This is a genomic window from Xanthomonas sp. F14, from assembly GCF_014199865.1.
In genome coordinates, this window is sequence record NZ_JACHOM010000006.1 from 44,826 (window position 1) to 57,295 (window position 12,470).

Genomic DNA, 12,470 nt, shown 5'->3' on the forward strand with positions numbered 1-12,470 from the left:
GCAAACACAGCACTCAAAAGGTACCGCGGATGCCGAGCATGACCGTGCGCCCGGGCTCGTACAGATCGTAGGTGGCGTTGGGCCAGGCGTAGGTGGTGCGCAGCGGCTCGTCGGTGAGGTTTGTGACGTTGAGGGTGATCTGCGGCTTGGACGGCAGCGACTCCAGCGTGTAGCTGGCAGACAGATCCAGCTGCCCGCGCGCATCGGCGTTGAGGCGCGCGTAGGGAATGCCGTTCTGGTTGGCGCCGGAGATCACCATGTCGTCGTTCCAGGTGTAGGACAGGCGCACCGAGGCGGCGTCCTTTTCCCAGTACACGGTGCCGTTCCACAGGTTGGGTGCGACGCCGACCGCCACTGCCGGAATGCCTTCGCCTTCGGAGGATTGGGTGACATGGGTGTAGTTCACGCTGAAGCCCAGGCCGTCGACCAGCCGGTCCAGCGGCTGCACCCAGATCGCCTCGGTGCCGCGGATGTTGAGCACGCCGTCGGCGTTGACCTGGGTCTGGACATCCACGGTGGCCGCATTCGGGCCGCCGCGCTGGTCCAGGCCGGCCTGCTGGATCGGCAGCAGGCTGTCGTAGGGCACGCCCAGGTCGTTGAAGGGGATACGCCGCACGCCGTTGACGGTGAAGCCGCTGATGCGCTTGTTGAACAACGTCAGGCCCACATAGCCTTCGCCGCCGGTGTACCACTCGCCACCGAAATCCACGTTGGTGGACAGGTACGGCGCCAGGTTCGGATTGCCCTGGGTTGCGGTCTGCGCGGAGGGGTCGCTGAAGTTGGTGTTGGGCAACATCGCGCTGGGGTCAGGCCGGGTGAGCGTGCGCGAGCTGGATAGCCGCAGCACCACGTTGTCGGCCACGTCCCAGGCGGCGTTGAACGAGGGCAGGGTCTCCTTGTAGTCCGAATCCAGCACCTGGACGCGGCGGATGCCGTTGATGGTGACCGGGCCGGTGATGGTCTGGTCGGTGGTCACGTAGCGCACGCCGGCATTGAAGCGCAGCGTGCGGTTCCACACTTCGGTTTCCGCGTTGGTTTCGATATAGAAACCCCAGTTTTTTTCGCGGATGCCGCCGGCCGAGGCACCGGTGTTGGCGGAGTTGGTCTCCGGTGCGGAATCGCGCAGCGCGTAGTAATTGGTGTCGCCCAGGAAGCGGTTGAAATCGGCGGTGATGAAGCCATCCGGGCCGGGGCGCAGATAGCCGGCCAGCGCCGCATTCGGGATTGCCGAGCCAGGGCCGCCGTTGCAGACATTGCCACCGCCACCGCGGCAGACCACCTGCTCCCAGGCGATGCTGTTGTCGAAGCCGCGGATGGTGCGCTCGGCCTGGTCGTAGGCGGCGCCGATCTTGATGTTGCGCTTGTCTTCGCCGAACTGCAGGTCGGCGCGTGCGCCCCGGGTTTCGGTCACGCGTTTTTCGTTCTGGATATTGACCCGGCCGCCGTTCCAGCCCCAGCCCAGATTGGGGTCGTTGAGATCGAGCGGGCTGCTGATCGAGGGGCGGTCGCCGCCTTCGTTGCGGTAATCGACGGTGGTGAACGGCGAGGTGACCAGGATGCTGGGCGACTCGCGCTCCAGCCAGCTGCGCGTGGCATTGGCCTGCACGTTGAGCTTGATGTCCTGGTTCTCGCCGAACAACAGCTCGGCACCCGGATTGACGCTCCAGAACTTGACCTGTTCCCGGTACGGGCGCGCTTCCAGGAAGTACTGCGCATTGGCAAACGTGGCGCTGGTGACCACGTTGTTCTGGTCCAGCTGCATGCCCAGCGGGATCATGTTGCCGTTGCGGCCGATCAGATTCATGCTGATCCGCTCGGTGGTGCGCTTGGCTTCCGAATACAGCGTGTCCAGGTAGAAATGCATGCTGTCGGACGGGCGCCATTCCAGCGACATCACCGAGGCATCGCGGTCGCGATCGCCATTCATGTAGACGCTGCGGCCCAGCCGCGGAATCAGCGCGTCGCTGATCTGGTCGATGCTCAGGCCCGGGTTGCGCGCCAGCAGCCAGGCCGCATCGATGGTCTCGCCGGTGGTCAGACCGCTGCCGGCGGTGGCCGGCACGCGGTCGGGAATGCGCCAGTTGCCGCCGCCATTGACGTTGCACGCGGCCGGTTGATTGGTGGCCGGGGTGCCGGCAGGCGGGGTGAGCCCGCACTGGGTGTAGGTGAGGCCGGGGTTGGTCCAGCCCACGCTTTCGAAGCCGCGCACGCCCAGCTTGCTGCGGACCGATGCCACGCCCAGCAATGCGCCGAAGGTGCCTTGCTCGTTGGTCCAGCTGCCCATGAAGGCGCCGCGCGGGGTGGTCTTTTCGCTGGTGCTGTTCCAGTCCGCCTGGGCCTGATAGGTGAAGTGCACGCCGGGGCGATCGAACGGACGCGCGCTGCGCATGTCCACCACGCCGGAGACGCCGCCTTCGAGCATGCTGGCGGTGGGCGTCTTGCTGACGGTGAGCTGGGTGAAGAACTCGGTGGGAAACAGGTTCAGATCGACTTCGCGGTTCTGGTTCTGCGCGTTCAGGCCGATCGAGGCGGTGGCGATGCTGGCGCCGTTGAGCGTGGTCTTGGTGAAGCTGGTGCCCAGACCGCGGATGGCGATGTTGAGGCCCTCGCCATTGACGTCGCGCGAGAGCTGCACGCCGGGGATGCGGTTGAGCGACTCGGCGATGTTCATGTCCGGGAACTTGCCGATGTCTTCGGCAAACACGGTGTCGGCAAAGCCCACCGAGTCGCGCTTTGCATCGGTGGAAAACTGGATGCTGCGCCGGTAGCCGGAGACGGTGACGGTGTCGAGCTGGGTCACCGCATCGCCGCTGGCAGCGGCGGCCGTGGGCGGTTGTGCGGTGGCGGCAGCGCTGTCGGCGTCGCTGGACTGCGCCCAGGCGGTGGTACTGGTCATGCCCAGCAGGATGGACCCCAACGCGCAGGACAACGCGGTTTGTGCGTAGCTGTTCTTCACCGTAATCCCTTCCCTAACAGGTGAGCAGATGTCCCACGCATCGCCCCTGCGCAGGGAGTGCCGCTGCCGGTAGCGGCGCGGCGATGGTGCGATGGGGGAGACGGGCGATCAGCGGTGGCCGATGTTAGCGCTACCAAATTCAGAACATCACGCTGCAGGGCAGCATAGGCGACGGAAGGCATCGTGGCGGCTGCGGCAGTGGCGCTGATCGGATTGGTGCCGGCCGCATATGGCGCACTGGCGTGTTGCACTGCGCGATGGTTTTTGCCCGGCAGCGTGGTAATGGTAGCGCTATCACCCGTGGCGCAAGGCCACCTTCGTGCAGGTGCAGTGCTCGATGAATCGAACCAAAGAACGCGGCAGCCAGAGGCCGGGCCACACGCGACATGTGGCAGCGCATTGCAGTGGCCGTTGCGCGACAGCCCATCGCAGGCTGCGTCCAGCAGCGCTATGGCGCCCGCGCGCATGAGCGAGTTGCCGCAAGCGGCTGCACCTGCCGGCACGCTGGCGCGCCTGGGCCGCATGCGTTGGCGCGTCTGCGCACTGCTGCTTGCCGCCACCACCATCAACTATGTCGACCGCCAGGTGCTGGGCGTGCTGGCGCCGTTTCTGCAGACGCAGATCGGCTGGAACGAAATCCAGTATGGCTATATCGTCACCGCGTTCCAGGCCGCCTACGCGCTGGGCCTGTTGTGCAGCGGTGCGGTGATCGACCGCTTCGGCACGCGCGTCGGTTACGCGCTGGCGATCGGCATCTGGAGTCTGGCGGCGATGGGCCATGCGCTGGCCACCAGCGTGGTGGGCTTTGCGATTGCGCGCTTCTTCCTGGGGCTGGGCGAGTCGGGCAACTTTCCCGCCGCGCTCAAGACCGTGGCCGAATGGTTCCCGCGACGCGAGCGTGCGCTGGCCACCGGCATCTTCAATTCCGGCTCCAACATCGGTGCGATCGTGGCGCCGTTGCTGGTGCCGCTGATCGCCACCGCCTGGGGCTGGCAGGCGGCATTCCTGTTCACCGGCGTGCTCAGCGCCACCTGGCTGCTGGTGTGGTGGCTCAGCTATCACCCGCCCGAGCAGCAACCCGGCCTGTCGGCGGCAGAGCTGGCGCATATCCGCAGCGATGCGCACGAGCCGGTGCAACGGCGGCTGTCGTGGTTGCAGGTGCTGCGGCACCGGCAGGCCTGGGCGTTCGTGCTGGGCAAGTTCATCACCGACCCGATCTGGTGGTTCTTCCTGTTCTGGCTGCCCAAGTTCCTGCATGCCGAATACGGCTTGAGTCTGTTGCAACTGGGCGCGCCATTGATCGTGATCTTCGTGCTGGCCGACATCGGCAGCATTGCCGGCGGCTGGGTCGCCGGGCGCTTCATCGCGCGCGGCTGGAGCGTCAACCGTGCGCGCAAGAGCGCAATGCTGATCTGCGCAATCTCGGTGGTGCCGATCGTGTTCGCCGCACGCGCCGATAACCTGTGGCTGGCGGTTGGTTTGATCGGCCTGGCCACCGCTGCGCACCAGGGGTGGTCGGCCAATCTGTTCACGCTGCCGTCGGACATGTTTCCACGCCACGCGGTCGCCACCGTGGTCGGCATCGGCGGCTTTGCCGGCGCGGTCGGTGGCATGCTGATCGCCACCTTCATCGGGTTCCTGCTGCAGGCCACCGGCAGTTATGTGCCGGTGTTTCTGATGGCAGGCTCGGCGTATCTGCTGGCGCTGGCGGTGGTGCACATGCTGGTGCCACGCTTGGCGCCGGCGCAGCTGCCGGCAGATGCCGCACCGACAGCCAACGCATCTTCCTGAGGGGATCATCATGCAATTACGCACACTGGCAATCGGGTTGTTGTTGGCGGTGAACGTCGCAACGCTTGCGCAGGCCGCACCGCTGGCTTCCGGCGCGCCCAAGTTCCTGGGCAGCGCCTACAGTCCGCAACAGGCGCCGGGATTTGCGCAGTACTGGAACAAGCTCACGCCGGAAAACAGCGGCAAGTGGGGCAGCGTGGAGGCGGTGCGCGACCAGATGGACTGGAGCGGGCTGGATACTGCTTACCGGCTGGCCAAGGCCAACGGCATGCCGTTCCAGATGCACGTGATGGTATGGGGCAATCAGCAGCCGCAGTGGATCAAGTCGTTGCGGCCGGCCGAGCAACGCCGCGAGATCGAGCAGTGGTTTGCCGCGGTGGCGCAGCGCTATCCAGATATCGACCTGCTGGAAGTGGTCAACGAGCCGCTCAACGACCCGCCCAGCAAAAACGACACCGGCGGCGGCAATTATCTGCAGGCGCTCGGCGGCAACGGCGCCAGCGGCTGGGAATGGGTGTTGCAGTCGTTCCGGCTGGCACGCCAGCATTTTCCGCGTGCGCGGCTGATGATCAACGACTACAGCATCACCAACAGCCCCCAGGCCACGCAGAAGTACCTGCAGATCGTGCAGTTGCTGCAGCGCGAGCAACTGGTCGATGCGATCGGCGTGCAGGAGCATGCCTTCGAAACCACCCCAAATGTGGCGATGTCGGTGCACCGCGACAATCTCGATGCACTGGCCGCGACCGGCTTGCCGATCTACATCACCGAGTTCGATCTGGACGGGCCCACCGATGCGCAGCAGCTGGCCGCCTACCAACGTGTGTTCCCGGTGTTCTGGGAGCACCCCGGCGTGCGCGGCATCACGCTGTGGGGCTTTCGTCCCGGCCTGTGGCGCGACAAGGAAGCGGCCTATTTGATTCGCGCCGATGGCACCGAGCGGCCGGCGCTGATCTGGCTGCGCGATTACGTTGCCAGCCACGGTGCGGCGCGGTGATCCCGGTGCCCTGCCTTTTTCCTGCCCGTTCGGCGACCGACTGATGCCTACCTCCATTCCGCTGACCCTGCACGCCGACCGCCTGTTGCCCGCCGACCCCGGCACGCGTGCGATTGCGCGCCGCCTGTACGCGCAGATCGCCGCACTGCCGATCATCAGCCCGCACGGCCATACCGACCCGGCGTGGTTCGCTACCGACGCGCCGTTCGCCAATGCCACCGCGTTGTTGCTGGTGCCGGATCACTACGTGTTCCGCATGCTCTACAGCCAGGGCGTCGCACTGGATGCCTTGGGCATTCCGCGTGCGGATGGGTCGCGCGCGGCGGTGGACCCGCGCGCAGCGTGGCGCGTGTTCGCCGAGCACTACACGTTGCTGCGCGGCACCCCCTCTGCATTGTGGTTGAATCATGTCTTCCATGAGGTGTTCGATCTGCGCATCCGCCTGGATGCCGGCACTGCCGATCATTACTACGACCACATCACCGCTGCGCTGCAGACGCCGGCATTCCGCCCGCGTGCCCTGTTCGAGCGCTTCAACATCGAGGTGATTGCCACCACAGAGTCGCCGCTGGACACGCTGCAGCACCACGCGGCCATTCGCGACAGTGGCTGGAAGGGACGCGTGCTCACCGCGTACCGCCCGGACCCGGTGGTCGACCCCGAACACGAGCAGTTTGCCGCTGCGCTGCAGCAGTTCGGCGCGCTCACCGGCGAAGATGTGCTGAGCTGGCAAGGCTATCTGCGCGCGCACCGGCAGCGCCGCGCCTTCTTTGCCGCGCATGGCGCCACCTCGACCGACCACGGCCACCCCAGCGCGGCCACGGCCGATCTGTCGCCGGCCGAGGCGCAACGCCTGTTCGACACCGTGGTGCGTGGTGCCGCCACACTGGCGCAGGCCGAGCTGTTCCGCGCGCAGGTGCTGACCGAGATGGCGGCGATGAGCCTGGACGATGGCCTGGTGATGCAGTTGCACCCGGGCTGCTTTCGCAATCACAACCGGCAGTTGTTCCAGACCTTCGGGCGCGACAAGGGCGCCGATATTCCGATGCGCACCGACTACGTGCACGCGCTCAAACCCTTGCTGGACCGGTTCGGCAACGACCCGCGCCTGCGCCTGATCGTGTTTACACTGGACGAAACCAGCTACAGCCGCGAGCTGGCGCCACTGGCCGGCCATTACCCGTCGTTGCTGCTGGGGCCGGCATGGTGGTTCCATGACGCGCCGGAAGGCATGTGGCGCTTCCGCGAGCAGACGCTGGCCAGCGCCGGCTTCTACAACACCGTGGGTTTCAATGACGATACCCGCGCCTTCCTGTCGATTCCGGCGCGGCACGATGTGGCGCGGCGCGTGGACAGTGCCTTTCTCGCCAAACTGGTCGCCGAGCACAGGCTGGACGAGGACGAGGCGGTCGAGGTTGCGATCGATCTGGCGTATCGCCTGCCCAAGCAAGCCTACAAGCTGTGAGGCTGAGCGAGGCAGCACGTGGTGATGCCTGCACGCGTGCAGGCGGTGCGGATAGGACACGCCTGCATGCATGGTCGATGCGAGGCGCGATATGACGCACACGGGCATGCAGGCGAGGGTGATGCGCGCGCTCAGGGATTGCGCACGCCTCGCGCGTGTCGCGATGCTTTGCATCTGCCTGGTAGTGCCCGCGCTGGCAGCACTACCGGCGCCGACCCAGTTGCCGCGCGAGCGCGTCTCGCTCAACGCGCAGTGGCGCTTCCATCGCGGCGATCCTCCAGACAATCGGCAAATCCTGGACTACGACATCCGCCCGCACGTGCTACGCAGCGAAGACGGCAAGGTGGCCGACGCGCAGCCCGAGCAGGCGCAGCGCCTCGATGCCACCGCAACCCGCGTGCTCAAGCCATGGATCCTGCCCACGGCCAATGCCTTGATTGCAGATCCCGCGAAGCGGCACAGACGCCCGCCCGGCCACCCCGGCAGCAGCGTCGCTTTCGTGCAGCCGCAGTTCGACGACAGCGGCTGGGAGCGCGTGGATCTGCCGCACGACTGGGCCATCGCCGGGCCGTTCCTGGCCGATGGTCCCTACGGTGGCATGGGGCGCCTGCCGAGCTGGGGCGTGGGTTGGTATCGCAAGCGCCTGGACATCCCCGCCAGCGATCGCGGGCGCGCGCTGTTTCTGGATCTCGATGGTGCGATGGCCTATGCCACGGTCTGGCTCAACGGCAAGCTGGTCGGCGGCTGGCCGTATGGCTACAGCTCCTGGCGCGTGGACCTGAGCCCCTATGTGGTGTTTGGTGCGCGCAACCAGCTGGCGATCCGCCTGGACAACCCGCCCGACTCGGCGCGCTGGTATCCGGGCGGCGGGCTGTATCGCAATGTGTGGCTGACCAAAGCTGCGCCGCTGCATGTCGCGCATTGGGGCACGCAGCTGACCACGCCGCAGGTGTCGGCCGACACCGCGCAGGTGCAGCTGGCGATCACGCTGGACAATGCCGCGCGCAGCGCGGTGCAGGCGCAGGTCAGCACCGCCATCTATGTGCTCGACGATGCACGCGGCACACGCAGCGGCGAGCCGGTCGCGCGCATTGCCGCCGTGCAGGTTGCGGTTGCCGCCGGTGGCAGCGCCCGTGTGCAGGGCAGCACGCAGATCGACCGCCCGCGTCTGTGGGGCCCGCCGCCGACCCAGTGCCCGCACCGCTATGTCGCAGTGACGGAGGTCAGTCAGGACGGGCACGTGGTGGATCGCTACGAAACACCGTTCGGTGTCCGCAGCATCGTGTTCGATGCCGACAAGGGCTTGCTGGTCAACGGCGAACATGTGCCGATTCGCGGCGTGAACAATCATCACGACCTCGGCGCGCTGGGTGCGGCGTTCAACCTGCGCGCCGCCGAGCGGCAACTGCAGTTGCTGCAGCAGATGGGCGCCAATGCCATCCGCATGAGTCACAATCCGCCCGCACCGGAGCTGCTGGAGCTGACCGATCGCATGGGCCTGCTGGTGGTGGACGAGGTGTTCGACAGCTGGGAGATGAAGAAGACTCCGCTGGATTTCCACCTGGTGTTCCCGCAGTGGCACGAGCCGGACCTGCGCGCGATGCTGCGGCGCGACCGCAATCATCCCTCGGTGATTTTGTGGAGCGTCGGTAACGAAGTCGGTGAGCAATACACCGGCGAGCCGGGTGCGGCGATCGCACGCACACTGCACGCCATCGTGCATGAGGAAGACCCCACGCGCCCCGCCACGGTGGCGATGAACTACGCCTCGCCCGAGATGCCGCTGCCCGCTGCGCTGGATGTCATCAGCCTCAACTACCAGGGCGAAGGCATCCGCGACGCGCCGGAATTCGCAGGCACCGAGCGCATCCGCAAACAACCGCAATATCCCGCGTTCCATGGCAGGTTCCCGCACAAGCCCATTCTCAGCAGCGAGACCGCCTCGGCGTTGAGCAGCCGCGGTGTGTATCTGTTTCCGGTGACGCCAGACATTAGCGCACCGGTGCGCGATGGGCGCGGCGGCGATTCGGTCGCGCACCAGGTCAGCGCCTACGAACTGCATGCGGTGGACTTCGGCTCCAGCGCCGACAAGGTGTTCGCGGCGCAGGACCGGCATCGGTATGTCGCCGGCGAATTCGTCTGGACCGGCTTCGATTATCTGGGCGAGCCCACGCCGTACTACAGCTCGCGCAGTTCGTACTCCGGCATCTTCGATCTGGCCGGTTTTCCCAAGGATCGCTACTGGCTGTATCAATCGCGTTGGCGCCCCGATCTGCCGATGGCGCATCTGCTACCGCACTGGACCTGGCCCGGCCGCGAGGGCCAGGTCACGTCGGTGCATGTGTTCACCTCCGGCGACGAGGCCGAGCTGTTCGTCAATGGCGTCTCGCAGGGGCGCAAGCGCAAGGTGCCGCTGCAGTACCGGCTGCGCTGGGACGCGGTGGTCTACCAACCCGGCGAGCTGCGCGTGCAGGCGTACAAGGAAGGCAAACCCTGGGCCGACGACCGCGTACAAACCGCCGGCAGCGCCGCGCGCATGCAGGTGACGCCCGACCGCGGCAGCATCCGTGGCGACGGGCAGGATCTGAGTTTCGTCACCGTGCGTTTGCTCGATCGCGATGGACGCCCTGCGCCGACCGCCGGCGACCGCCTGCGTTTCCACATCGAAGGCCCGGGCGAGCTGGTCGCCACCGACAACGGCGATCCCACCAACCTGGAATCCTTCGCCGCGCCGCAGCGCAACGCGTTCAACGGGTTGTGCCTGGCGATCGTGCGTGCCAAGCCCGGCGCGCGTGGCACCATCACGCTGCATGTGGACTCCGACAGTTTGCAGGCCGCCAGTGCGCAGGTGGTGGTGGAGTGATGGAGTTCCCGATGACGCACTACCTGCGGTACCTGCACAGGAATCCGGCGATGCAGCAGACCCACGAGCGCCCAGCAGCATGCTTGCGTTTTGTTCTGGCCCTGATCGGCGCTGTGATGGCAGTGCCGGCCTTGGCTGACTGCGACACCCGCAGCACCTCGCTCAAGCACGCCTACGCCGACGGCTTTCTGATCGGCACCGCCGTCAATGCCGACATCGTCTCCGGCAAGGACGCTGCCTCTGCCGCGCTGGTCGCCTGCCACTTCAATGCCATCACTGCCGAGAACGTGATGAAGGCCGAAGTGGTCGCCCCACGCCCGGGCGTGTTCGACTTCGGCGCGGCCGACGCCTTCGTCGCCTATGGGCGCGATCACGCCATGTTCGTGGTCGGCCATACCCTGGTCTGGCACAACCAGACGCCGGAGTGGTTCTTCGTCGATGCACAAGGCAAGCCCAACAGCGCCGACGCGCAGCTGGAGCGCATGCGCACGCACATCGAGCGCGTGGCGGGGCGCTACGTCGGCAAGGTGCAGGCCTGGGACGTGGTCAATGAGATCATCGATGAAGACGGACGTTACCGCGATACCAACTGGGTGCAGCGCGTCGGCGATGGCGACACCGTGGTGCGCAACGCCTTCACCTTTGCCCAACGGTATGCGCCGGATGCGGAGCTCTACTACAACGATTTCAACGCATGGCGGCCGAGCAAGCGCGATGGCATCGTGCGCATGGTCAGGATGCTGCAGCAATCGGGCATCCGCATCGATGGCGTCGGCATGCAGGGACACTGGGGGCTCAACTATCCCAGCCTGCGCGATATCGAAGACGCCATCGATGCCTACGCCGCGCTCGGCATCAAGGTCATGATCACCGAGCTGGACATCGACGTGTTGCCACTGACCAGGGAAGGCCAGGTCATCGGGACCGGGCTTGCGCACAAGCAGTTCCAGCTGCCGGAATTCAAGCGCTTTCTCGACCCGTATCGCGAGGGCTTGCCACCGCAGGTACAGGCGCAGCTGCGCGATCGCTACGCCGAGTTGTTCGCGCTGTTCTGGCGCAAGCGCGACAAGCTCGCGCGCGTCAGCGTGTGGGGTGTCAGCGATGGCATGTCCTGGAAGAACGATTACCCCGTGCCCGGCCGTACCAACTATCCGCTGCTGTTCGATCGAAACTACCAGCCCAAACCGGCACTGGATGCGGTGTTGGCGGTACCCGCGCACGCTGGCGAGCGCTAGCACGGCTGCCGGCGTGCGCAGCAGGCCTGCACGCGCATGGTGGCATCATGGCCCGACTTCGTTACTGGACAGACCGATGCGCTTGCCGCCCTATCTGCTGTTGGCCGTTCCGCTGCTGGCAATCCTCGCCGCCTGCACCAGGAAGGAGGTGCCGCCACCGCGCTTTGCCGCGATCGGGCATCTGCAGAGCTTCGATCGCAGCTTCAGCGACGTGGTCGCTGGCGATGCGCGCATCGAGAAGCTCAGCGAAGGCTTCACCTGGTCCGAGGGCCCGGCCTGGGTCCGCAACGGTGGCTATCTGCTGTTCACCGATGTGCCGGAAAACAAGCTCTATCGCTGGTCCGAGGACGCAGGCCTGTCGGTGCTGCTGTCGCCATCCGGTTACAGCGGCCCGGAGCAGGCCACGCTGCGCGAAGCCGGCGCCAATGGGCTGTATGCCGAACCGGGCGGCACCGTGTTGCTGGCCGATTCGGGCACGCGCATCGTCGCCAGGCTCGACCCGGCCACGCGCAAGAAGACGCCGCTGGCGACGCAGTTCGAAGGCCACCGTTTCAACAGCCCCAACGATCTGGTCCGCCGTAGCGATGGCGTGGTGTTCTTTACCGACCCGCCGTACGGCCTGAAGGGCATGAACGATTCGCCGGTCAAGCAGCTGCGCTACAACGGCGTCTACCGGCTGGACACCGACGGCAGCGTGCATCTGCTGGACGACAGTCTCAGCCTTCCCAACGGCATCGCACTGTCGCCCGATGCGCGCACCCTGTACGTGGCCAACTCCGATCCGGAGCGCCCGATCTGGATGGCCTACACGCTCGACGCAGCCGGTGCAGTGACCGGAAAGCGCGTGTTCGCCGACGCCTCCGATCTGGTCGCCAAGGACGCGCCCGGCCTGCCCGACGGCATGGCGGTCTCCGCCGACGGCCACCTGTTTGCCACCGGCCCCGGCGGCGTCATCGTGTTCGCCCCCGATGGCCGCAGGCTGGGCCGTATCGAAACCGGCGAGCCCATCTCCAACTGCACCTTCGGCAACGACGGCCATACGCTGTACATGACCTCGCACGCGATGCTGGCGCGGGTGCGGGTCAAGGCGCTTGGCTTGGAGTTTGCGCCGTAGCGTCCATTTGCCGCCAAACCGCAGCACAGCAGTCGCCGCTCTGTAGGAG

General features: G+C 66.3%; 7 protein-coding genes. 6 read left to right on the forward strand and 1 reads right to left on the reverse strand.

Translation table 11 applies throughout. The annotated features are described in order from the left end of the window. Positions 1-13 precede the first annotated feature (13 nt). Positions 14-2,956 carry a TonB-dependent receptor gene (locus tag GGR73_RS18595; RefSeq protein ID WP_184458278.1) on the reverse strand — a complete coding sequence of 981 codons (2,943 nt, stop codon included), beginning with the start codon at positions 2,954-2,956 and terminating at the stop codon, positions 14-16. 282 nt (positions 2,957-3,238) lie between these two features. Here GGR73_RS18595 and GGR73_RS18600 point away from each other — a divergent pair, with 282 nt between their 5' ends. From GGR73_RS18600 to GGR73_RS18625, 6 genes are all read left to right on the forward strand, one after another. Beyond that, positions 3,239-4,747 (forward strand): MFS transporter, encoded by a 1,509-nt coding sequence (locus GGR73_RS18600; protein ID WP_456363006.1) that lies wholly within the window; start codon positions 3,239-3,241, stop codon positions 4,745-4,747. A gap of 10 nt (positions 4,748-4,757) precedes the next feature. Beyond that, a complete protein-coding gene (locus tag GGR73_RS18605) occupies positions 4,758-5,744 on the forward strand; it encodes an endo-1,4-beta-xylanase (RefSeq protein WP_184458280.1) in 987 nt (328 codons plus the stop codon). 43 nt (positions 5,745-5,787) lie between these two features. Then, positions 5,788-7,209: a glucuronate isomerase gene (uxaC, locus tag GGR73_RS18610; protein WP_184458281.1), complete on the forward strand. Its 1,422-nt coding sequence runs from the start codon at positions 5,788-5,790 to the stop codon at positions 7,207-7,209. A 163-nt stretch (positions 7,210-7,372) separates the two neighbouring features. Then, positions 7,373-10,072: a beta-galactosidase GalB gene (gene galB, locus GGR73_RS18615; RefSeq protein ID WP_456363007.1), complete on the forward strand. Its 2,700-nt coding sequence runs from the start codon at positions 7,373-7,375 to the stop codon at positions 10,070-10,072. A 116-nt stretch (positions 10,073-10,188) separates the two neighbouring features. Further along, positions 10,189-11,307 carry an endo-1,4-beta-xylanase gene (locus tag GGR73_RS18620; RefSeq protein ID WP_456363013.1) on the forward strand — a complete coding sequence of 373 codons (1,119 nt, stop codon included), beginning with the start codon at positions 10,189-10,191 and terminating at the stop codon, positions 11,305-11,307. Positions 11,308-11,383: 76 nt separating this feature from the next. After that, entirely contained in the window at positions 11,384-12,421 is a 1,038-nt protein-coding gene (locus tag GGR73_RS18625) for an SMP-30/gluconolactonase/LRE family protein (RefSeq protein WP_184458283.1), read from the forward strand. The last annotated feature ends 49 nt before the right edge of the window (positions 12,422-12,470 follow it).

Bases quoted from the DNA above. Each gene is read 5' to 3' on its own strand.
- GGR73_RS18605 (WP_184458280.1), top strand. From the start codon at position 4,758: ATGCAATTACGCACACTGGCAATCGGGTTGTTGTTGGCGGTGAACGTC.
- GGR73_RS18600 (WP_456363006.1), top strand. From the start codon at position 3,239: ATGGTAGCGCTATCACCCGTGGCGCAAGGCCACCTTCGTGCAGGTGCA.
- galB (WP_456363007.1), top strand. From the start codon at position 7,373: ATGCTTTGCATCTGCCTGGTAGTGCCCGCGCTGGCAGCACTACCGGCG.
- uxaC (WP_184458281.1), top strand. From the start codon at position 5,788: ATGCCTACCTCCATTCCGCTGACCCTGCACGCCGACCGCCTGTTGCCC.
- GGR73_RS18625 (WP_184458283.1), top strand. From the start codon at position 11,384: ATGCGCTTGCCGCCCTATCTGCTGTTGGCCGTTCCGCTGCTGGCAATC.
- GGR73_RS18620 (WP_456363013.1), top strand. From the start codon at position 10,189: ATGGCAGTGCCGGCCTTGGCTGACTGCGACACCCGCAGCACCTCGCTC.